This is a genomic window from Paenibacillus yanchengensis (genome assembly GCF_042684845.1).
GTDB lineage: Bacteria > Bacillota > Bacilli > Paenibacillales > Paenibacillaceae > Pristimantibacillus > Pristimantibacillus yanchengensis.
In genome coordinates this window covers 79606-103511 of the sequence record NZ_JBHUMH010000014.1, presented here as the reverse complement: position 1 = coordinate 103511, position 23906 = coordinate 79606, and the positions used below count along the sequence as shown (strand labels likewise).

Sequence of the window (23906 nt, the reverse complement as noted above, 5' to 3'; positions counted from 1 at the left end):
AGTGTAAGTTAGATGCGGACAAGGCCAGTATTTTTACAAAAAGACGAACGAATTAAGGCACATTTCCTCGTTTATTTCCTCTTCTTATTAAGTTACCGCTTAATTGAAAAAAAATTATCGAATTACGATACTTTCGATTTTCGAACCGATACGAAGATAGTAAAAATAGTACTCACTTTTGAGAACCCAAAAAACAGCGAGAATGCCTGTCAAATAAGCACTCTTGAGGTTTTCACTGTTAAAGATGTACTTTTCTCCGAGGAAAAACAACAACACCGCTTAAGATCATGGATTCGAGCACCTTGCCATTGAACTTGCATAACCATAAATGGGTTAAGTTTCGTCAAACAAAATCTGGCGTAAAGCTACATATACGACTAGTGTTTATGGAACAATGTTGCCCCTATCCCGACCGAGTCGTGCTTACGAATGCTATCGAACATGATTGGGGTCAACTCTAAGTGTTAGTTGACGACCGAGCATGCATATATGTATTCGACCGCGGTTACTTAGATTATGAACGATTCGATCGCATGACAGATGATGGATTTTTCTTTGTTTCCCGTCTACGAAAAAACGCGATTGTGCGCCAACTGGAAAGCTTTACTCTAGGGGGAAAATCACCGATCTTGCCGGGATGAAATGGTCGTGCTCGGTACCACACAAAATCGTTCTGAAAATGTATTACGCTTTGTACTGAATTCAAAAGGGAGCGAACTACATCTATTAAAGAATTGCAGGCTTCCCTATGGAAATCTGCTCAAAACTGGCTGCGTAAAATTCAAGGGAAAGGAGTTACTTAAACTATTTTGTTTCTGTCTCCCCAACCCGATGTTTACTACCTTTGATTACATGTTTTAATTTTTTCATTCAATCGAGAATGGATTAACAAAATTTTAGTTAAAATTTATAAATACCAGAAATTTTGACAATGTTCGACAAGTTGTTTGTGCTATATTTCGGTTAAGTAAGATATTACAAATATAGGAGTGATTTTTTATGTCGAAAGACAGGATAGCAGGGTTACGGTGTTGCTTTTTAGCTTTAAGTATAAAACATTTATTTTTAGTGAGGTGAATGACATGCATTGGGTTAAAAAGTTGACCTTGAGTCTCGGATTGATGTCGCTGATCGTAAACATGGCATCATTCAATGAACCAATCATTGCTAAAGAAAGTAGTAGTAATGACTATAGTTTTGTAAGTTTGGATCACACCAATAGCAAAAAAGAAATAGTTTCCAAAGAAGCAAGCTCTGAAAAAATATCACAAAATTCAAAATACGATATCCCAAGTAGAGAGGACAAGGAGATAATTGTTAAATACAAAGACGAAACCAAGGCTCAGGGCACAAAAAACAAAGTGAAAAGGGGGTTTTCAGTAAAGGAAGGAGCTGATCAAGCCAAAAAAATGAGCAAGAAGACAGAACTTTTGGTGGTCGAGGGGAAAGAAGACATTAGTCAAGTAATCAATGAATTTAAAAAGGATCCCAACGTTATTTATGCCCAGAAAAACTATCGGCTACTACCTGCTACATTTCCGACCGATTCCTTGTGGAGTAGCCAGTGGTCACTGCACAATAGCGGACAACATATCTCAGGTCAGGACGGGATACCAGACATCGATGTAGGGGCAGCAGAAGCATGGGGAATTTCAACAGGAAGTCCCGATGTTATAGTCGGTGTACTGGATACAGGGATTGATATTACACATCCTGAACTGAGTTCCACTATTTATATAAATAGTGGCGAAATACCAGGCAATGGGCTGGATGATGATGGAAACGGCTATATAGACGATGTATCGGGGTATGACTTTGCCAATGGTGATCATACTGTGTTTGACAACGACACTGCAGATTTGCATGGAACCCATATAGCTGGAATTATCGCTGCCAGTGCCAATGGTGATGGTGTTGTGGGTATTGCTCCTCAAGTAAAGGTTATGTCGCTGAAATTCATACATGGAAGCTACGGATACACATCCGATGCCATTGAAGCGATTGAATACGCTCAACAAATGGGAGTTAAAATTATTAATACCAGCTGGGGTGGATTGGACTACAACCAAGCGTTATTGGATGCCATGCAAAATTCGAATATACTGTTCGTCAGTGCCGCCGGAAATAACGGAAAAGACTTGAATACACAGCCATTTTATCCTGCAAGTTTCGAAATTCCAAATATAATCAATGTCGCGGCAGTAAATCAACGGGGCGACTTGGCGCAGTTTTCCAATTATGGTTCTAGTGTAGACTTGGCAGCTCCTGGAGTTCACATTATGAGTACATTGCCAAACAATCAGTTTGGTTTTTTAAGCGGTACTTCGATGGCAGCTCCATATGTTACAGGTACGGCGGCTTTACTTTTCTCGGCGGATCCATCTTTGAGTGTGCAAAATGCCAAGAGTGTATTAGAGTCTAATGGTTTGAGACTATCTACACTAACCGGAAAAATCCCTTCCGAAATGATGGTACATGCCCACAAGGCTTTAGCTCGGTTAGGCATCAGCGATTTCGTGTTTCCGGTGGATGAAAACACCCGCAGTGAGGGCAGTACTGTGGAAGAAGATTTGTATAACCTGCTGAATATCATTCCCACGCTGCCAGAATCCATGCTTCCGGAAGCGCCAAGTATAACCGACACTACCTATCCGGAAAATATGGAAGGCATTCAGGCGACCCCTTCCTTAACTGTGAGTAACATTACCGGCACTTCCATGACTGTAAACGCAACTTTCCCCATATCCGGTCAGTACGGGAATGGATTGTCTTATTATGACAATAAGACGGGAACTTGGATAGACATTACAGGTACTTGGTCCAGTGCAAGTGGGAGCTATCAAGTCGAAAATCTGGATGAGGGCAGTCATTACCTTGTAAAGTTATTCTGGTACACAGACAGTTCTAACTCTTGGCTACGAAAGGATATTTCTTTCCAGATAGAAACGCCATATGTTACACCAGAAGTGCTTAACAGAAGAGATGGGACGTATGTGTACACGAACTTGGAAAGTGTTGACACCAGTGTTATTACCTCCGGAAATTTTACGAGATGGCTCAATCATCTTGATACTGTTTATCTAGCTTATCAGGATTTGGTAGACATTGTTCCATACGGCGGTCAGAAGATTGAGATCAAGTCGACACGTAATAATCATCCAGGATATTGGGCGACATCAGGAAATCCGATTTTATGGAGCCAGATCGGGGTCAAGAAAGAACTGATGAGCATTAACAATAACGATGATTGGTCATTTGGTATTACACATGAGATATCTCACGAATTTGACCAGAATGTCTGGAACTTTAATGGAGAGTTTTGGGCAAACTTTAAAATGTATTATGCCATCGAGCAAAACAATGGCATTGTCTATCACGGAGGAGTCAAATATACTGGATCCCAACTGAAAAATTACTACAAGACAGACTCCCAGTGGAGCTACGACAAAACCTTCGCATTGGGTACCTATCACCATGATGCGCTTACATATAGTTTTATTAAGTTAAAAGATATAATCGGTTGGGCGCCATTTAAAAGCACATTTAGAGAACTGTCGACAATTCCTGCAAATCAGTTACCGACTTCCAATTCTGGGAAATTCAATTTATTTATCAGCACCTTGAAGCATTTCTCTAATTACGATGTGTTATCCGTATTCAGCGCTTCTGAAAAACAATTAATCACAAACGCCTTGGGTGGTAGCATTCTTTATGATGATTATGGCAACACGTTGCTTACCGCAGGAACTATCACTCTGGGAAATGGACTTGAGGCTACTATCAACTACGGTGGTGATCAGGACTACTTCAAGTTTACAGTGGCATCTCCTGGAATATATACGATAAGCACGACAGGTTCAACGGATACTTATGGTTATTTGTTGGATAACAACGGCAATCAGCTTACATTTAATGACGATAGCAATGGAAGCAACTTTGCAATTACGCATAACCTGAGTGCTGGACAAGTCTACTACATACACGTCAGACACTATTCAAGCTCTAACACAGGACCCTACACACTCTCATTGACTCAGCAGAATGTTTTGCCTACTGCAATTCATTTGAACACCATGTACAATGCCAACATAAGTGTGCCAGACGAAGAAAATGTATTTTCGTACCAACCTCTCACAAACGGGGTATATTCCTTCCAAACATTTGGCAATATGGATACAGTTATGGAGTTATACGATCAACAAGATATTGATATCGCCTTTAACGATGATTTTAACGGGCTGCTTACGTCTAACGTGACTGCTGAACTGTATGCCAACCGAACTTATTATTTAAAAGTGTATCACTATTACGAAGCATCGATTGGCAATTATAGTCTGTTAGCAACACAAGTGGATGACAATGTAGACGGAGAGAATATTTTGTTAAATTCACCTTTGAATCGAATGATAAATTATGCTGGGGATGAAGATATCTATATCTTTACTCCAAGTGTAAGTCGTGCGTATACATTCTCGACTTCGGGAAGTACAGATACAATGGGGTCATTGTACGATTCCAGTAAAAATGTCATCGCACATAATGATGATTCTTCAGGCAACTTGAATTTTTCGATCACACATTCCTTAACAGCAAACCAAACATATTCAATCAAGGTAAGAGCCTACCGTTCCCAGATATCCAACGTCTCTTACACATTAACCGTGCAATAGGAAGGAGTATACTATGAAAGCGTCTTTAATTAAGATACTGAGCTGGCTTATCATCAGCTCGATGATCATAGGATTAGGTGTTGTCTCAGCGGAACCAAATGCAACCATCGATCGCGATCAGCCATCCTCCAGCATCTATGAAGTAAATGATGGAAAAATTGTCAAAGAAACAATACTTTATCTGAATGGCGCCCAAGAAATTATTACATACACATACAATGCTGAAGGGGAGATAAATCAAAGTGTTGTTGTTGTACCTGCTCCTTCCGAAGGTTCAAACAACGGCATGATCACTATACAGGCTGAACCATTGGATGTTTATATCAAGGATCGTAGAATAACAGACAGAATTGATGCAATCTCAACTTCATGGCAGTTAGCAGAGAATGAATATGTGAATGGTCTTCGATCCTATTCGGAGAAAGTGAAGATACAGGAGCAATTGCACAATCTTGCCAATTTGTCACGGGTGGACTATATCATTATGAATCCATACTCAACTTATGCGGTTAATAAGTTAGGTGGAAATTCGAATTTTCCATTAAATAGAAATTTGTCGTATAATTCTAGTAATCCCATAAGCGGATTTGACGTACTGGTCATACAGCGGGTTTTGGAATTGTATGGGTATATTGATTTTCCAGAAGAGGACAGCGTATTTGGTGGTGATATTATGGAAGCTGTAAAGTTGTTTCAGGCATCCACCAGTGGACTTAGCATCACAGGCAATGTAGATGCAGCAACCTATCACGCTTTGTTTAATTCAGGGACAAGTAATGTTCGGGGATTGGGAGCGCTGAGTCAGATTAATTATTATCGGCAACAACATGATCTTGTGCAGCAAGCGGTCATTTATCAACTCCGAAATAACAGGTATAATTCTGGCGGATTATGTACGACCAGTTCCGGTGTATGCGCCGAAGTCAGTGTTCCCGGCGGTAGCGTGAATGGCGGGACGGGAAGAGCTGATATTGTAGACAAAAAAACGCGTGAGGTATGGGAGGTCAAGCCTGACAACAACAGATACAATGAAAATGCTTCTGCAACGAGCAAGAGGAATGGAGCTGTTCAATTACAACGATACATTATTCGCAGTGCTAATACAGTTCAGTCATACTTCCCGTTAAGGACAGGTAGGTCCATCCTGCCTATAAGTATAGATTGGTCGACGACAAAGTATTTGTATGTTCGCCCAGGTGGGAATAAAGGTCCTATGGCTAGTTACCAGAGCGGTATGGTTTACTATAGTGCTGTAGATAAAAGCAAAACACCTACAACACAACCGGTGCCTGTACCAAAAGCGAATGAAAATAAAGTGAAACAAACGGCACCGGATATCGAGACGGTTGCGGTTGCAGCTGGTGCTATAGGCGCAGGTTATGTGACCTATCGAGTAGGAAAAGCGGTTATTGGCATTTTACTTATCCCTGTTTCAGGACCAGGTGGACTTGCTATAATTTTAACTCCATAGAAATGATAGATACAGAGGAGTTTTGTTGCTGATCTACGAAACTCCTCGGCAAATAACAATAGTGAGGAGAACGAAATGACAACTATCGCGTATCAAGGCACAGCAGCTTCGATGGATCATGTTCATGCCATCTTAGCAAAAGTACAACAATTTACCCTTACGCATGGCTGGAAGGTTGAGAGTAGCGGTTCGGATCATATGGTTGTTACGCCACACCCTCGGTGCGAGTCGATTGCGATATGCTTTAACTCCAAGCTGCGATTTTCTGACGTGACAAAAACGGTCTATGCGCCCGTAGAAACGCATCATGAGATTGCTGAATTTTTTTTCGAGATTAAGCCGTTATTAAAGCGACTTCGAGTAGACGATGATACCGGCTACTGGTACTCGTTTCTGGAAGAGCGACTTAAGAAGAAATCGCGAGAACTACTTGTTTTTCCAGAAGTTCGGCAAGAGGAAATTATTAGCGGACAGCTCGCACTTCCTGCATATGCGACTCCGGCAGAGAGAGAGTTCTGGACTCTCGATTTTGATAACCGCAACCCCTACTACGGCAATGACAAACTGCTTCATTATGCTACAATTCGAAATAAAATCGGTAATGATTTGACTAATGGCTCAGGGCAGGCTTTAACTACCGCTGACCTTGTCGCACAGCAGGAGGCAGAAGGCCTTTTTACGTATGATTCGGAGTTTTACCAGATGTATCATTTGCACTATTTTCGAGATATGGCGGCATTATGGGCGTGGCGAAACTCTAGCAACAAACCAACGGAGATAAAACGCAATCGATGTAATACTTTTGCGTATGCGCTTGAGAGGGTTACGGATGGTTCACCAGCGGATGCTTACGGTGATAAATTGGAACGAGATGTTTTCCTTGCATTGGATAAACTATTGGAAAAGGAAGGTCCCGCTTCGCCTTATCGGAGTTTGCAAATCTTTTATGCCTTATTGGATTTTTGTCATCTGAATAGGAAGGATGTTCATTGAGGAAAAGCGTTTGTTGGCACCCACACGAATTATGAAGTTTTGCTGCCCTGTGAATCATGAAAGAAATGATTTACAGGCAGCAATAATTTAACAGAATATTCTGTTAAATTATTCTCGATTGAATGAAAAAATTAAAACATGTAATCAAAGGTGGTAAACATCGGGTTGGGGAGACAGAAACAAAATAGTTTAAGTAACTCCTTTCCCTTGAATTTTACGCAGCCAGTTTTGAGCAGATTTCCATAGGGAAGCCTGCAATTCTTTAATAGATATAGTTCACTCCCTTTTGAATTCAGTACAAAGCGAAATACATTTTCAGAACGATTTTATGTGGTACCGAGCACGACCATTTCATCCGACAAGATCGGTGATTTTCCCCCTAGAGTAAAGCTTTCCAGTTGAAGCACAACCGCGTTTTTTCGTAGACGGGAAACAAAGAAAAATCCATCATCTGTCATGCGATCGAATCGTTCATAATCTAAGTAACCGCGGTCGAATACATACATGCATGCTCGGTCGTCAACTAACACTTCCAGTTGACCCCGATCATGTTCGATAGCATTCGTAAGCATGACTTGATCGGGATAGGAGCAACCTTTTTCCATAAACACTAGTCGTACATGTAGCTTTACGCCAGATTTTTTTTTCGAAACTTAGCCCATTTATGGTTATGTAAGTTCAATGGCAAGGTACTCGAATCCATGATCTTAAGCGGTGTTGTTGTTTTTCTTCTACTTGCAAAATTAGTTTTTGCGCATGAATTTGTGCTACCAAGTTAAGATATATATTTCGAAAAAAACGGTAGGAATTTGATAAACGTCTGCCTAACTGTGAGAAATTAATTGATTTGAGATCCGTAACACTTTGCAATTCCTCGGAGAAAAGTACAATCAAATCGAAGGTATCGTAATTCGTTAAGTTTTTTTCAATTAAGTGGTAACTTAATAAGAAGAGGAAATAAACGAGGAAATGTGCCTTAATTCGTTCGTCTTATTGTAAAAATACTGGTCTTGTCCGCATCTCACTTACACTTTACTCTTTAAGCAAAAAATTACCTTCACAGGAGTAAAGTGTAATCATTAGCTTTGTTCTAGCTCATGACCACTTCTATGCCGAAGCATGATAGTCGCCGTTGTGGGCGGCTTATTTGCATTTTAACTCGTGTAGTTGGTGAGGAACTACCTGCAACCAATATTAAATATCGATTGCAACATATGCAATTTTAATTTACGCAACATGAGGGGCGACGCTGTCGATACGCAAGATGACCGTTTTGAGGTCATTTCAATCCACGCACCTACATGAGGTGCGACGTATGTTGCTGGCAGTAACTTAATAAATCAACGTATTTCAATCCACGCACCTACATGAGGTGCGACTTGATAACAACGGAGTTGCGAGTGCGTATGGTATTTCAATCCACGCACCTACATGAGGTGCGACTTATAGCAAGGCGCTTTATGACAGGTGGAAGAATATTTCAATCCACGCACCTACATGAGGTGCGACAATGATTAATTACCGTAAACATCGCCGACAAATCATTTCAATCCACGCACCTACATGAGGTGCGACGTGCCAGACGCAATCAAAGCCAGAATGCTAGGTTGATTTCAATCCACGCACCTACATGAGGTGCGACCGCGAAAGTGAGCAAAATAGCATAATTTTGCAGCTATGAGGTAGCTGTAAACTACTATGTTGGCTCCGTTTTCCACTTAATGTTTCCAGTATATCATATTTCATAGTGAAGTATGTTAAATATTTCTAGTTATTTGGTGCGAATCGCCCAGGGATTTCATGTGTGCCTCACATTCGCACCAAAGGTTCGCACTGATTTGTATGTTATTTTGCTATGGCAGGATATATCTATATTTTATCATTTTATCTTTTTATAATTGTAACTAATATTGTATCAATAGTTATTTTGAGTGTAAATATGATATGGCAAGATGTTATGCATAAGTGGTGAGAAAGGACAAGTGGTTGTGCTAGTTAACAAGGTTGTTTTTACTCTCCGTTATTATACCGAACGATTAGCTAAACTATAGAACGAATAGACAAAGACGGTTAGTTGATGCCGTGATAGGATGAGGTTAAAGCAATATGGTTATAAAAATGTGAGTAATGGTAAGTGGTAGCTAGCAGATTGTGAATGAAATAAAAAAAGGAGATGATAACTATGAAAGCAACACATTCAGAAGCACAGTGGTTTGCGGAAGCGAAGTTTGGTATTTTTATTCATTGGGGTCCTTATGCTGTTCGAGGCATTGAAGCGTCTTGGCCGTTGATGAAAGGCAATCATCAATATTTGGAAGCTGCTGAATATGAAGGTTTGGCGGACGAATTTCAACCAGATCAATATGATCCAATCGAATGGGCACGTGCAGCAAAAGAAGCGGGAGCAAAGTATATCGTACTGACTGCTAAGCATCATGATGGTTTTTGTTTGTTTGATACAGTTACTACAGATTATAATGCGGTGCAGCGAGGACCGAAGCGAGATTTGATAGCGCCGTTTGTAGAAGCTGCACGAGCAGAGGGCTTGAAGGTAGGGTTATATTTTACAACGATAGATTGGTATGATCCTGATTTTGCTACAATTCCGATTCGTCAAGGTATCCAGTCACCAAAAACGAACGTCTATGCACCACAGCGCTGGTGGGAGTTTCATAAACGGTTTGTTGAGCAATTACGAGAATTATTAACGAATTATGGTCGTATTGATCTTATATGGTTTGATGTACCGGGGTTTGGAGCAGATCGTTGGCGGAGTAGCGAAGTGAAACAAATGATGTTAAACCTCCAGCCTCATCTTGTTATTAATGATCGTCTACCGGAAGCAGGAGATTATACAACGCCAGAACAGTTTATTCCTGTCCATCCTCCAGATGGTTGGTGGGAAGTAAGTATGACGATGAACAAGCAATGGGCGTATCATCCTGACTCGGATGCCTATAAAAGTGTCTATCAGTTAAAAGAAACGTTACTTGAAGTTGCGACCAAAGGTGGAAATTTACTATTAAATGTAGGACCTCATCCGAACGGAACTTGGCCGAAGGAAGCGACAGAGCGCTTGGCACAAATAGGGGAGTGGTTAGCTCATTCTGGCGAAAGTATCTACGGTAGCTCTCCTGTACCTGTACATTACCCAGCTAGTTTTTATGGACCGATGACGAGGAATGGGAGTACGATTTATTTGCACGTTCTAGATTTTCCACGTTTTCCTGTAGAATTACGCAATATTGGGGGAACAGTGAAGCGAGTATATGCGGTAAATAGTGCGCAGGAGCTTACTTATCGTACGATAAATGTGAGTGGGTATTTGGGTGGTGGACAAGGGGATTTTGTGGTAAGCAAATTAGAAATTGATGTGCCAACCAACCTATGCGATACATGGAATACGGTGATAGCGGTGGAGTTTGAACAGCAACCGATATTTCCTGAATATAAATAAATAGTGGCTAAAAGCGACTAAAGCGTGAATTTTGCTCTTAGTCGTTATTTTTTTTGTTGATATCTGCAGGGTTTTTGGGAAATGTGTAGAATTATGTCAATACATATTCTGGTATTACGGTGAAAGGAGCGGGTCAATGTATATCGCACATATACGGGAGCAGGATCAGGCGATTCAATCGGTGAGAGAGCATTTGCTTGGCGTACAGCAGCTAGCAGAACAATTTGGTGCGAAGATCGGTGTGAAGCATGTTGCTGGTTTAGCTGGTTTATTACATGATTTGGGCAAGTATACAGATCAATTTAAAGATTATATATGGCAGGCGGTGTTTCATCCGGAGCGAGCACAAAAGAGAGGAAGCATCGATCATTCGACAGCAGGAGGTAAACTGTTGTTTGATCGCTATCATACGCAACATCATGATCAACCACAAGCGAAATATTTGTATATGGTAGCAGAAGTGGCAGGTAATGCGATTATATCGCATCACTCGTATTTACGAGATTTTCTTAGTCCGCAGTTAGCATCAGAATACTTACAGCGTGTGCAAGACAAACCAGCGGAAGAACTACAATATGAACAAGCTTGTCAGTTGTTTTTTGCAGAAGTAATGAGTGAAGAAGAATTAGATCGTTACGCGGCTAGAGCAGCAGAGGAAATAGAGTCTTATTTGCATAAATCAGTAGCCGATTCTCTGGAAAATAAACTATTGTTTTTGTCGAAATATGTGTTCAGTGCTGTCATTGATGCTGATCGGACGAATACGAGGCGATTTGAAGAACAGGTCATCGAGCCGATTCTATCGTTAGAGGAAGAGAAAGCAGAGCGCAAGCAGTTATTGGAAGGTTACTATGTGAAATTAATGAAAAAGTTAGCTAGTTTTAAAGAAGGTTCCGACCAGGAATCTGTAATAAATCAGTTGCGAGCAGAAATGTCGGAAAATTGTGATAGTTATGCAGAGAAAGCTACTGATATGTACACGTTATCGATTCCGACAGGTGGTGGAAAAACGTTAGCTAGTTTTCGTTATGGATTGAAGCACGCTATCTTGCATGGCAAACAGAAGATTATTTATATCATACCTTACACGACAATATTGGAACAAAACGCTCAGGAGATTCGGCAAATTATTGCGGACGATCAGCATTTGTTAGAGCATCATTCTAATGTGATAGAAGATAGTGGGGATGATGAACAGCTAGATGGCTGGAGTAACACTGTCCAGAAACTGCAACTTGCCAAAGATAATTGGGATGCTCCTATTATTTTTACGACGATGGTTCAGTTTTTAAATGTTTTTTATATGAAAGGATCACGTAACATTAGACGATTACACCAACTGAGTGAAGCGGTTATTATTTTTGACGAAGTACAAAAGGTTCCGATTCATACGGTCTCGCTTTTCAATTGGTCATTAAACTTTTTACGTAATTATGCAGCCAGTTCGATCGTGCTTTGTACAGCGACACAGCCAGCATTAAACTTTGTAGAACATAAATTGCAAATAAATAAAGAAACGGAAATAACGTCTCATTTGCCTGCAATAGCAACAGCGTTTAAACGAGTGGAAATGGTAGATCTGGCGACAAAAGAAACGATGGATTCGACGCAATTAGCATCCTTTGTCGTAGAGCAGTTAGTAGAAGTACGGAGTGTGCTAGTGATATTGAATACGAAAGCAGTCGTTGCTCGTTTATATGAATTGTTAGCAGATCTGTCGGTGCAGGTCTATCATCTGAGCACTGCGATGTGTCCCGCTCATCGAAAAGCGATTTTAGAAGAAGTGAAGCAACGATTGAAAGGGGGGCAACCGGTCGTTTGTGTTAGTACACAGCTGATAGAAGCGGGAGTAGATATTAGTTTCGAGTGCGTTGTTCGTTCGCTAGCTGGATTGGATTCGATGGCGCAAGCGGCTGGAAGGTGTAACCGACACGGCGAGTGGGAGCGGAGAAATGTTTACTTGATCGACCATGCAGAAGAACGATTAGATCGATTAACCGAAATAAGAGTAGGCAAAGAGATTACGAAACAGATATTAATAGATGTAACAAACGACCCTACCATGCATGGTGGTGACTTGCTGTCTGCTTCAGCGATACAGTGGTATTTTGAACGATTTTATAGCAAATTATCTGGCGAGCTGAATTATCCAATCCAGCCATTGAGCAAAGATATGACGAGTTTGTTGTTAGGTCATCGACAGGAGCAACGTTCATATTATCAAGCTTATGTCGCGCAATACAAGAAAGCATTGCCTTTGTTTATGACGAGCAGTATGCGTACGGCAGCAGATCATTTTGCAGTGATCGCTAATTATACGAAGTCGGTTATTGTACCCTATCAAGCGAAAGGGAAAGAAATAATAGCTGCATTGAATGGTCAATTGGACATCGATGAGCTGTCGGATTGGTTGAAACTAGCCCAGCAATATACGGTTAATTTGTATGAAGGAGAACTACGGGCATTGAATCAGCAGGGAGGAATCGTCTCTCTTTTTGATGGAAAAGTATTTGCTTTATTGGAAACTTCGTATAGCGCTGAATTTGGTGTTGATGTGAGAGGGAATAGTGAAAGTGAGTTTTTAGCCTATTAAAGGAGAGAGGTGCGCCGGTTGAAAATTAGAAATGCGATTGAGTTTGAAGTGTATGGAGATTATGCCTTATTTACTGATCCGTTGACAAAATTAGGTGGTGAAAAGCTCAGTTATCAAGTACCTACTTATAGTGCGTTACAAGGTATTGTAGAGAGTATATATTGGAAACCAACTTTAATTATGTATATTGATGCGGTGCGAGTAATGAAGCCGATTCGAATGGAGTCGAAGGGGATGCGTCCATTGGATTACGGCGGTGGTAATACGCTGGCGCACTATGCTTATTTGCGAGACGTTCATTATCAAGTGAAAGCTCATTTTGAATTCAATCTGCACCGTGATGATTTAGCGTTTGATCGAAATGAACATAAACATCACAATATTTTGCAGCGAGCGCTCAAAGTAGGGGGAAGACGTGACATCTTTCTTGGTGCGAGAGAATGTCAGGGCTACGTGGAGCCATGTGTGTTCGGTGAAGGAGAGAGCTATTACGATGCCTATCCGGACATTTATCTCGGAACGATGATTCATGGGATCAACTATCCTGATGAAACGGGCAAAGAAGAGCTCGCAGTAAGGTTGTGGAATCCGGTGATGAAGCATGGCACGATTGATTTTATCCGACCAGAAGCATGTACGTTAGTTCGTCCGATCCGTCAAGCGGTCATGAAGAATTTTCAGAAGGAAAATATCGAAGCGGCTGATTTGTTATGGGATCAATTAAAGCAACAGGAGGGGGCGATATGAGCTGGCTACTCCAACTCTATGAAACGTACGAAGCGAATCAAGCTGCTATTGGGAAAGTAGAGAAAAAGTTTAATGGACAGGAATATGCACTACTACCTATCGGACATACGACGCAAAATGCGCATATTGAAGTGCAAATAACAGAGGACGGAAACTTCCATAGCGCAACGGTGCTTACCAAACAAGAGATGAGTACGTTAATTCCGACAACGGAAGATTCCGCCAGTCGATCAGGGAGTGCGAATTATCCGTATCCTTTGCACGATAAGTTAAGCTACGTTGCAGGTGACTACGGACAATTTGGACGTAACAATAAGAAATTAGAACATCATACGAAATATATAGAACAGTTACGTTTGTGGGCTTCTTCCCCACATGGGATCAATAAAGTGAAAAGTATGTACCATTATTTGCAAAAAGGACAGCTTATTGCTGACTTAGTTGCTCATGATATTTTATATGTAAATGATGATGGACGGTTGATTACAAAATGGGAAAAACGGCATGAGTCACTTGCTTCTATTAGACCAGCTATTTTTTCGATCGTTGCTGGCGATCAGGAGGATGCTTTCGTACGGTTTAACGTTTACTCGCCGACGGAGCATTTGACAGAGGTATGGAATGACAAGCAGATGTATGACTCATATATCGGATTTTATAGCGATCAGTTAAGTGAGCAAGATATCTGTTATGTGACTGGCAATACGCAGCCTGGAACAGTGAAACATGCTAATAAAATAAGGCATGCGGCAGATAAAGCAAAATTAATTTCAGCCAATGATTCCTCTGGCTTTACGTATCGAGGACGATTCGATATAGCAAATGAAGCGGCTAGCATCGGCTATGATGTATCGCAAAAAGCGCATAACGCATTGAAGTGGTTAATAAACAGGCAAGCGAAAGTAGTAGATGAACGTGTCTTTTTAGTATGGGGTAACGAGCAGCTCGATCTACCAGATATGATGGATGATTTTTTTTCGCTCGATCCGACAGCTGTATTAGAAGAAGGAGTGGCTGTTCACACCTACGAAGAATTAGCGCAAGAAGTAGCAAAAGCGATGAGTGGTTATCGTAATAGTTTATCAGCGATGCAACAACGATTGGAGCATACGCCAATTAATATTATGGTACTTGATTCAGCAACGACGGGAAGAATGGCAGTAATCTATTATCGCAATATGGACAAGGAACTGTATTTGCAGCGGTTAGAGCAATGGCATACGACCTGTACTTGGCTACACAGATATCGCAAAAATGAACAAGGAGAGTTCGTCCGTTTTTTTGGTGCGCCAGCGACCAAAGATATTGCCTTTGCCGCCTATGGACCCCGCGCAGACGATAAGCTCGTCAAAGGTTTAATGGAACGGATGCTTACTTGCATGATAGATAGCAGTCAACAAACGATTCCCCGTGATATTGTGCAGAGTGCTGTACAGCGAGCTTCTAATCCGGTTGCAATGGAACGATGGGAATGGGAAAAAACATTAAGTATTGCTTGTGCTTTAGTGAACAAACAGGAGGGAATGAATGTGGCGCTAGACAAGGAAAATGTAGATCGTAACTACTTATTCGGACGGCTACTTGCTGTAGCGGATGTACTCGAAAGAAACGCACTAGGAGGAGAGCAACGAGCAACGAATGCGATTAGATATATGAATGCTTTTGTTCGTCATCCAGCTAGAACGTGGTCTACCATTCAACAAAGCTTACAACCCTATCAAGCAAGATTGGGAACGAAGGCAACGTATTGGAACAAAATTATCGACGAAATTGGTGCAAAGATGCCGGTAGAACAGTTTAACAACCAGCCATTAACGAGTCTTTATTTGTTAGGGTTTTACAGCCAACGTCATGAATTATATCAAGGTGGCGCAAAAGCGGCAGCGGCTATCGAAGAAGAAACTGAAATCTAGGTGAAATTAGGTATGGAATAAATAAAACTATTAAAGGAGAGACAAATTATGACTATTCTTGATCATAAAATTGATTTTGCTGTTGTATTATCTATAAAAAATGCTAACCCTAACGGTGATCCGCTTAACGGTAATCGTCCCCGACAAAATTTTGACGGATTCGGTGAAATTTCGGATGTAGCTCTCAAAAGAAAGATTCGCAATAGATTGCAAGATATGGGAGAAGCGATATTTGTACAATCGAACGATCGCAAAGTAGACGAGTTTACTAGTTTACGAGAACGCGCAGATGCTGTGCCAGCATTAAAAGAGCTGATGAAAGCAAAAAAAAGTTCTTCTGATCAATTTGCTCTAGCAGCATGTGATCAATGGATTGACGTTCGTGGATTCGGGCAAGTATTTGCATTTAAAGGTGAAAAAAGTGGTGATAGTGTATCGAAAGGTGTGCGAGGACCAATATCGCTTCATCCTGCAACCAGTCTTGATCCGATAGATATTACGAGTACGCAAATTACAAAAAGTGTTAACTCAGAACCAGGTGATGCCAAAGGATCGGATACGATGGGCATGAAGCATCGGGTAGATGCTGGTGTGTATGTTTTTTATGGGAGTATCAATACGCAATTAGCGGAGAAAACAGCATTTACGAATGAAGATGCTGAGAAAATAAAGCAAGCGTTAGTTTCACTATTTGAAAATGATGCGTCGTCTGCTCGTCCCGAGGGGAGTATGGAAGTAAATACGGTTTATTGGTGGGAGCATACGTCTAAGATAGGGCAATATTCTTCTGCAAAAGTACACCGTTCGCTTACGTGGGAGAGATTAACGGAACATGCGAAGCAATATACAGACTATGATTTTACTGTACAACCATTAGATGGTTTGAAGGTAGAAGTAATAGATGGGAGATAATTCAGATAACAATTATTTGTTACTATCTGGTATACAGCATTTTCAGTTTTGTAAGCGACAATGGGCGCTCATTCATATTGAACAACAATGGGAAGAAAATGTACTGACGATAGAGGGGCAGCATCTCCATCAAAAAGCGGACGAACCATTTATTCGTGAAAAACGAGGCGATAAAATAATTGCTCGGGCCATGCCTGTACAATCCAGGACGTATGGCATTACTGGTAGATGTGATGTCGTCGAATTTGTGGCAGATGAACAAGGCGTAGAACTAGCGGGGTATGGTGGGAAATATATAGTCGTTCCCGTAGAGTATAAACGAGGCAAACCAAAAAGAGGCAAGGAAGATATCGTACAGATTGTCGCTCAAGCGCTTTGTTTGGAAGAAATGTTAGTGACCGAAATTAGTACAGGGTTTATCTTCTACAATGAAACCAAACAACGCATACAAGTTAATATTACGGAACAGCAGAAGCAAGAAACAATCGCAATTATTACCGAAATGCAACGATACTATCAAGCAAAACATACGCCAAAAGTAAAAACGGGACCATTCTGCAAAAGCTGCTCGCTGAAACATATTTGTTTGCCCAAATTGATGCGCAGCTCGTCGGTTCAAAGTTATATTGATGGGAGAGTGAGCGAGTGAAAAGGTTGCTAAATACATTGTACGTATCACAGCCGAACAGCTATCTCACCCTCGATGGTGATAATGTCGTATTGCAAAGAGAACAGGAAGTTGTGGCGAAGCTGCCACTGCATAATTTAGAATCTATCGTTACGTTTGGCTATGCAGGGGCAAGCCCAGCTTTGATGGGATATTGTGCAGAGCGCAATATATCAATTGTATTTCTGACGATGAATGGGCGGTTTTTGGCTAGAGTAATAGGTGAAAGCAAAGGAAATGTCGTCTTGCGAAAGACGCAATATTTGTTTTCAGAAGATACACAAGCTTCCGCGCGTATTGCTCGTAATTTTATCGTGGGCAAATTGTACAATCAAAAGTGGATGATGGAACGAACTATTCGTGATCATCCCTTGCGTATATCGGTAGAGGACTTCAAAGCGACATCAAAGCAGTTTACTCAAACGATGAAGTCGGTGCGAGCGTGTGAGGATTTAGAAACTTTGCGAGGATTAGAAGGGCATGCGGCAGTTAGTTATTACAAACTATTCGACAGTATGATATTGCAACAAAAGGAAGATTTTTATTTTAAAGTTCGCTCTCGAAGACCACCGTTAGATAACGTAAATGCTCTATTGTCACTTGCTTACACGTTACTTGCCAACGATATGCGATCGGCATTAGAAGGAGTAGGACTGGATGCTTACGTTGGTTTTTTACACCGAGATCGACCGGGGCGGGCATCTTTAGCTTTGGATGTGATGGAAGAACTGCGTGGCGTATATGCGGATCGTTTTGTGCTTTCGCTCATTAATAAAAAAGTAGTAAGTGCACCAGACTTTGTAAAAAAAGAAAATGGTGCCGTCATATTGAAAGATGAAGCGAGGAAGAAATTTTTGCAAGCGTGGCAACTGAAAAAGCAAGACAAAATAACCCACCCGTTTCTAGGTGAATCGATAGCATGGGGACTCGTTCCGCACGTACAATCATTATTGTTAGCACGTTATCTGCGAGGAGATTTGGACGAGTATCCACCATTTTTATGGAAGTAGTTGAAGGAGGTAGTTGAAGAGCACAATAGATAAGTAGGTGATTACAATATTAGTATTAATTACATATGATGTGAGCACCATTGATCATCATGGTCAGCGCAGATTGCGTCAAGTTGCAAAAACATGTCTCTCATATGGACAACGCGTGCAAAATTCCGTATTCGAATGCATAGTTGATCAAACACAGTTCACCTTGTTAAAATTACAATTAATCGATATTATCGATGAAGAGCAGGACAGCTTACGCTTCTACCAACTCGGAAAAAACTATAAAAGTAAAGTGGAACATATCGGTATTAAAGCATCGCTAGATTTGGAAGGACCACTCATTCTATAAAACAACAGATCTCTCTTAAATCCCACAATTGGAGAACTGGTTTATGAATTCAATAAAGGGATAGTATGAAAAATAATAAAATAATACTCAATACCAAAATAGCATAATAACTAGTGCGAACCTCTGGTGCGAATGTGAGGCACACATGAAAACCCCGGGGGATTCGCACCAAATAACTAGAAAAATTAAACATACTTTACTATGAAAATATGCTATACTGAACACATTAAGCGAAAAGTAGAGTCAACCTAGTCGTTTGAAGCTATTCCGTACTACGCAACAGCTACAAACTTATGCTATTTTGCTCACTTTCGCGGTCGCACCTCACGTAGGTGCGTGGATTGAAATGTCTGTGAAAGGCTTTTTGCTTGTTTCAGGTATTGGGTCGCACCTCACGTAGGTGCGTGGATTGAAATTAGGCAGAAGTCTAGGGCGCTATTTTTATTTAAGTCGCACCTCACGTAGGTGCGTGGATTGAAATCCAATAGGAACATCAAGATAATCGGCAATTGTTTGGTCGCACCTCACGTAGGTGCGTGGATTGAAATATTTAATAGTTTCGGTTGTTCTACTTGGATTACGTCGCACCTCACGTAGGTGCGTGGATTGAAATCGTTATCATTACATGTATTACCTGTAATCGTATTATGTCGCACCTCACGTAGGTGCGTGGATTGAAATTTGACCAACAAAACGCGACTCTGGCACTAATGCAGTCGCACCTCACGTAGGTGCGTGGATTGAAATAGGTAAATCATCATTGTCTGAACTCCTGAAGCAGTCGCACCTCACGTAGGTGCGTGGATTGAAATGGGCAACGTAGGGATGCTTTGGCTAGGATAAAGTCGCACCTCACGTAGGTGCGTGGATTGAAATTTTTAAAAGCAATTGTGATTGCCCACTCCAACCAGTCGCACCTCACGTAGGTGCGTGGATTGAAATTACAATAGCTAATCTAGGGGAATAAGAATATTGTCGCACCTCACGTAGGTGCGTGGATTGAAATAGAAACGAAAGTGAATCAGCTATTGAAGTCATTGGGTCGCACCTCACGTAGGTGCGTGGATTGAAATACAATAAAAATTTCAAAAATCGTCGGACGTTTTAGTCGCACCTCACGTAGGTGCGTAGATTAAAATGAGTTGGTAAGTAGTTCTGAGCCAAGGGGATACGCTATAAAAGCTTGAAAAAACAAGAATATTATCAGCGAACATCCTTTAAATTCCAGAAAAAAAGCTAGAATTCACTTTCAGAGGCTTATAACCTCTCCAGTGTTTTCTAACTCTTTCTTTATTTATATAGTTAAGTTGAAACGATATTAGGAGCGACTAATCCAGCCACCATCGACAACTAATTCGAGACCAGTAACGTATTTTGATTCATCTGATGCGAGATAGAGGTATGCGTTGGCAATGTCCATAGACTCTCCTGCAAATGGTTTTAAGGCAGAACGTCCTTCATAGTTTGCACCCATTTCTGCTTGTGATGTGATACCAACATTTTCAGCCAATCCTGTGAAAATAGCTCCCGGATGAACCGAGTTTACGCGAATGTTATCGCCACCAAACCATTGAGCAGCGTGTTTTGTTAATGAGCGAACTGCTCCTTTCGAAGCACTATATGCTGCGCCATGCCCATCGCCCATCCCACCAATAATCGCTGCAATGGAAGCAGTATTAATGATGGAACCGCCACCTATTTTTTGCATATGAGGAATGACAGCTTTCATACCTAACCAAACACCTGTAGTGTTGATGGACATTACTTTATTCCAATCATCAAGTTCCGCTTCCAAAATACCTTTGGCAATGTGAATGCCTGCATTATTTACGAGAATGTCAATTTTACCGTAGGTTTCAATGGTTTTATCGACTACTGTATTCCATGACGTTTGATCGGATACATCTAAAGGCAATACCAATAAATCTCCGCCGTTTTCCGAAATTTCTTTCGTATTGTTGATTAACTTTTCTACATCCACATCTGTAGCAACTACTTTTGCACCTTCTTTGGCAAATAGCTGTACCCCTGCTAATCCCATCCCACTCGCTGCACCAGTAATAATAGCAACTTTTCCTTCTAATCTAGCCATATAAAAAATCTCCTCCAATATGATTATTTATGAGTGTAATTTGCTTAGTAGACAACACAGTGTCTATCATTTATGTTAGGAGAAGCGCTTGAATTGTTCAATCAGTAATAAGTGAAAAAGTGTTGCATAGTAGACAAAACTATAAAAATTGATGATAAAGTATCGGATGAAAGGAGATTTGATAGTGGTTAGAAGTGTTGATCCTAGAGTTATTCGTACACGACGTTTATTAATAGATGCTTTAACCAAGTTAATCATTACTAATGGGGAAGAAGCCATTTCAATTAGAGATATTGTTCGCGAAGCAGAAGTCAATCGGTCTACCTTTTACCTTCATTTTCAAGATAAGCAAGATATATTAATGCATTTATATGATGATTTGTTAAGTAAATTCATTAGTTCTTTGAAGTATCCACAATATGTTTATGAAGTGGCAGTTCAGGAATATAAAAGTCAGGAGAAGCCCATCCCAGCTCATACCGCTATGTTTGATCATATAGAAAGATATGCCGAGTTATATCAGAAGGTTTTGAAAGAAAATGAGTTTCGAGAGCGGGTAAATGAAGTGATTAAAAGGGAAGTTTTACTGTTTACAGATAATGTGATGGAAGCAACGTTTATGGCCAATGGATCTGTCGGTCTTATATTGTATTGGCTGGAGAATGGAAGGAAAGAATCAGTATTAGAAATGAGTAGATGGCTGACACATATTACGTTATTTCCATTAGGCAAGTTTAACAAATCAATGTAATGAGGTCAGTACATAAAAGAAGGCTAACTTTTATTAGCCTTCAGTGAGTGCAGTGATGAACCTGTGATGCATCACCACAACTTTAATTTAAAAGATTTTTTCCAAATGGGAAATAACCATTTGACACCACTTGGTGTTAGCGTATCGGCGATAAGGTGAGAGAGGTAGCCAATCATCGCTGTATTTGCTAATCCATTAATCGCTAATTGTTGTTCCAGTCCCCAGCCAATCCAGCCCCACATCGGTATGACCCAAATCGTATGAGTTAATCCCCGATGCTTGAGCCAAGGTGCCCAAGCGATAAATATTCCCAGACCAACCAGCCATTGCTGATTGTTAGTAATGCCATGATAAATACAGTAAAGACCAATGACACTAACTAGCGCATTACGAATAATGCCTTGCTTCATCGTCAGACCGATTAGAAGTGCAGCAATAGCTCCCCCTGCTAGAAGTAGTGGTACATGCATGCTCATAAAGTACATATAGGCGATGATAGCAAAGTAGATGATACTGCCCCACAGAGCGAATGAACGGATAAATTTACTTAGTTTAGTAAGTTTACTACTTAATATACTTGGACCATCCAAATCGGCAGCAAGTGCAGAAAAAGCAGCTACACCAATATAGTAAAGACTGTTATTTTGTTCTGGCAAATGATGCATAGCAGCTATTGTACCAATTGCGACTCCGATGATGAGATGCGTTTTACCTTTCATGTTTCCCCCTAGTTGTTGTAATAGAAACGTAAGTTAAGCTGCCTTGCAGTAATAAAAAACTGTCTATATTACAGGATGATTAGCGAACGTACGCTTCTATTATATAGGAAGAATGCTTTAAAGGAAATGATTATACTAGTAAAGCTAGTATTTAAGTTTATGTTGGATGAATAAAAGTAACAACGGGCTGAGATAGTGGTCGATTAATTTCCTCCACTCGATAGCCAAATCCATATCCGTCCAACGTTTGTAAGTCTATTTTTCCGTTTTTTCGATCATATAGCCCGGGATGTATAACAGCTTCATAGTGGGAAGCAGCAGGGTAAAATTGCATGCCATTCGTTTCTACTCCCATAATGGTGCCTGCATAATAAGCGAGTAGCAAATGCGGAATTTGGGCAAGCATTGGATTCGTTAAATCTTGTACCATCAGCGTCATCCCATGCGCTTTTGCCCAGCATAAACTTAGTAGTGCCCCGGTTTGTGTTTTACATGTTTTCAAAGCGACACCCGTCCAGCCCAGTTCCCGACCCAACTTTACCAGATGCCAATCATGCGCACTTTCGTCCATAAATAATGGCTTGCGGGCGCTAACGCTCCGAACATCAAGTTGATTTTGTTCCAAATCGTAAGGAAATGGCTGTTCAATATACAATATCATCTGATAAATACGTGGATGCTCCATCATCAACTGATCGAAAATATCGTTGACATAGGCGCAGTCTGTAACTTGACAGTTAAAATCAGCAGTAAGCCAAGTAACGTTGCTCTCCAGCGATATATTTCCTACCTGTACGAGTCGATCATAATCCCAGTCCGCATCGTTACCGGTTAATTTTACTTTTAAACATTGCAACCCATCACGCTCGATCCAATCTTCTAACGTATAGGGATAGCCGTCATCATCATTGGTAGCATCCCACTCATGACGATACAACAAGTCTTTACCACCGACTAAGTGCCAAGCGAGCAATTGTTTGCTAGGGGCTGTCTGTAAAAAATGCTCTGGATATAATGCTGTAAAATCAACATTCGTACCAGCAGCAGGCTGCAAATAAGTACTCAAATCAGCATTCATATAGTTGCTATTATACGTTTCATAGATAGGTACTTCGTTAACGATACCGAAAGCGTCATGCAATGCAATGTCAAATGGAGAGAAGCAAACTAGTGCTGCTAAATGCGGAATAGGTTCCGGCAATTGTTCGCCTTTATTAAATTGATCCAGTAGCTGAAACAACCGTTCTTGCTGATAAGTAAACCCAATTTCGAACGAGTGCCCAGCATCTGTCCAAGTGACTAAATCTTTGGCGATCCACTGACAAAATTGTTTGAGTGCTTGTTCCCGCACATGATAACTCAAGGAACTAGGCCAGACCCATTGTACACTTAGTGGAGTTTCGCCCCAGCCGATCCCGTCTTTTCCATCACGATTAGTTACTTGGACACTTACTCTAGCACAGGTTACAGTTGTTAATATTTCAGCGCCAAATTTCAGTGGAACTCTCGTTTCAATCGGTAATTCATACAAGGAAACACCGTTGATGGTCATATCTGTTTGTTTCAAAAGTTAT

15 protein-coding genes, 3 pseudogenes and 2 CRISPR repeat arrays are annotated in these 23906 nt (G+C 40.9%); of the genes and pseudogenes, 14 read left to right on the top strand and 4 right to left on the bottom strand.

The features are described 5' to 3' along the window. Window positions 1–12: 12 nt before the first annotated feature. The 5 genes and pseudogenes from ACFSTH_RS21085 to ACFSTH_RS06610 form a co-directional block, all read left to right on the top strand. Window positions 13–312: pseudogene (locus tag ACFSTH_RS21085) on the top strand (hypothetical protein); the annotation flags it as partial. Next, window positions 258–735 (top strand): annotated as a pseudogene (locus tag ACFSTH_RS06625) (transposase); the annotation flags it as partial. The pseudogenes ACFSTH_RS21085 and ACFSTH_RS06625, both read left to right, overlap by 55 nt. Before the next feature lie 347 nt (window positions 736–1082). After that, complete coding sequence (locus ACFSTH_RS06620; RefSeq protein WP_377770877.1) at window positions 1083–4670, top strand: S8 family serine peptidase; 3588 nt, start codon at window positions 1083–1085, stop codon at window positions 4668–4670. A 13-nt stretch (window positions 4671–4683) separates the two neighbouring features. Then, window positions 4684–6141: a peptidoglycan-binding domain-containing protein gene (locus ACFSTH_RS06615; protein ID WP_377770875.1), complete on the top strand. Its 1458-nt coding sequence runs from the start codon at window positions 4684–4686 to the stop codon at window positions 6139–6141. Window positions 6142–6216: 75 nt separating this feature from the next. Beyond that, window positions 6217–7134: a hypothetical protein gene (locus tag ACFSTH_RS06610; protein WP_377770873.1), complete on the top strand. Its 918-nt coding sequence runs from the start codon at window positions 6217–6219 to the stop codon at window positions 7132–7134. Between the two features lie 257 nt (window positions 7135–7391). On the opposite strand, the pseudogene ACFSTH_RS06605 reads toward ACFSTH_RS06610, so the two are convergent. Continuing rightward, a pseudogene (locus ACFSTH_RS06605) lies at window positions 7392–8019 on the bottom strand (transposase); the annotation flags it as partial. 396 nt (window positions 8020–8415) lie between these two features. After that, window positions 8416–8776: direct repeats of the CRISPR family, unit length 32 nt; unit sequence ATTTCAATCCACGCACCTACATGAGGTGCGAC. Between the two features lie 540 nt (window positions 8777–9316). On the opposite strand from ACFSTH_RS06605, the gene ACFSTH_RS06600 reads away from it, so the two are divergent. The 8 genes from ACFSTH_RS06600 to cas2 all read left to right on the top strand — a co-directional run bounded on the left by ACFSTH_RS06600 (window position 9317) and on the right by cas2 (window position 18770). Then, window positions 9317–10591, top strand: a complete 1275-nt coding sequence (locus ACFSTH_RS06600; RefSeq protein WP_377770871.1) for an alpha-L-fucosidase — start codon at window positions 9317–9319, stop codon at window positions 10589–10591. 136 nt (window positions 10592–10727) lie between these two features. Continuing rightward, window positions 10728–13184: a CRISPR-associated helicase Cas3' gene (gene cas3 / locus ACFSTH_RS06595; RefSeq protein ID WP_377770869.1), complete on the top strand. Its 2457-nt coding sequence runs from the start codon at window positions 10728–10730 to the stop codon at window positions 13182–13184. Between the two features lie 24 nt (window positions 13185–13208). Then, complete coding sequence (cas5c, locus tag ACFSTH_RS06590) at window positions 13209–13931, top strand: type I-C CRISPR-associated protein Cas5c (protein ID WP_377770976.1); 723 nt, start codon at window positions 13209–13211, stop codon at window positions 13929–13931. Further along, window positions 13928–15844 carry a type I-C CRISPR-associated protein Cas8c/Csd1 gene (gene cas8c, locus ACFSTH_RS06585; RefSeq protein ID WP_377770867.1) on the top strand — a complete coding sequence of 639 codons (1917 nt, stop codon included), beginning with the start codon at window positions 13928–13930 and terminating at the stop codon, window positions 15842–15844. Before cas5c ends, cas8c begins: the two co-directional genes overlap by 4 nt. A 48-nt stretch (window positions 15845–15892) precedes the next feature. Continuing rightward, window positions 15893–16756, top strand: coding sequence for a type I-C CRISPR-associated protein Cas7/Csd2 (gene cas7c, locus ACFSTH_RS06580; protein WP_377770865.1), 864 nt, complete (start codon window positions 15893–15895; stop codon window positions 16754–16756). Beyond that, complete coding sequence (gene cas4, locus ACFSTH_RS06575; RefSeq protein WP_377770863.1) at window positions 16746–17405, top strand: CRISPR-associated protein Cas4; 660 nt, start codon at window positions 16746–16748, stop codon at window positions 17403–17405. The genes cas7c and cas4 overlap by 11 nt, the downstream gene beginning before the upstream one ends. After that, a complete protein-coding gene (gene cas1c / locus ACFSTH_RS06570; RefSeq protein WP_377770861.1) occupies window positions 17402–18433 on the top strand; it encodes a type I-C CRISPR-associated endonuclease Cas1c in 1032 nt (343 codons plus the stop codon). The genes cas4 and cas1c overlap by 4 nt, the downstream gene beginning before the upstream one ends. A 46-nt stretch (window positions 18434–18479) precedes the next feature. Next, entirely contained in the window at window positions 18480–18770 is a 291-nt protein-coding gene (gene cas2 / locus ACFSTH_RS06565) for a CRISPR-associated endonuclease Cas2 (RefSeq protein WP_377770974.1), read from the top strand. A 316-nt stretch (window positions 18771–19086) separates the two neighbouring features. Continuing rightward, window positions 19087–19909: direct repeats of the CRISPR family, unit length 32 nt; unit sequence GTCGCACCTCACGTAGGTGCGTGGATTGAAAT. A gap of 179 nt (window positions 19910–20088) precedes the next feature. On the opposite strand, the gene ACFSTH_RS06560 is transcribed toward cas2, so the two are convergent. Beyond that, a complete protein-coding gene (locus tag ACFSTH_RS06560) occupies window positions 20089–20862 on the bottom strand; it encodes an SDR family NAD(P)-dependent oxidoreductase (protein ID WP_377770859.1) in 774 nt (257 codons plus the stop codon). Between the two features lie 184 nt (window positions 20863–21046). Here ACFSTH_RS06560 and ACFSTH_RS06555 point away from each other — a divergent pair, with 184 nt between their 5' ends. After that, window positions 21047–21613, top strand: coding sequence for a TetR/AcrR family transcriptional regulator (locus ACFSTH_RS06555; RefSeq protein WP_377770857.1), 567 nt, complete (start codon window positions 21047–21049; stop codon window positions 21611–21613). Between the two features lie 71 nt (window positions 21614–21684). On the opposite strand, the gene ACFSTH_RS06550 is transcribed toward ACFSTH_RS06555, so the two are convergent. Beyond that, window positions 21685–22332: a metal-dependent hydrolase gene (locus ACFSTH_RS06550; protein ID WP_377770855.1), complete on the bottom strand. Its 648-nt coding sequence runs from the start codon at window positions 22330–22332 to the stop codon at window positions 21685–21687. Between the two features lie 157 nt (window positions 22333–22489). Next, a complete protein-coding gene (locus ACFSTH_RS06545; protein ID WP_377770853.1) occupies window positions 22490–23899 on the bottom strand; it encodes an enolase C-terminal domain-like protein in 1410 nt (469 codons plus the stop codon). Window positions 23900–23906: the final 7 nt, after the last annotated feature.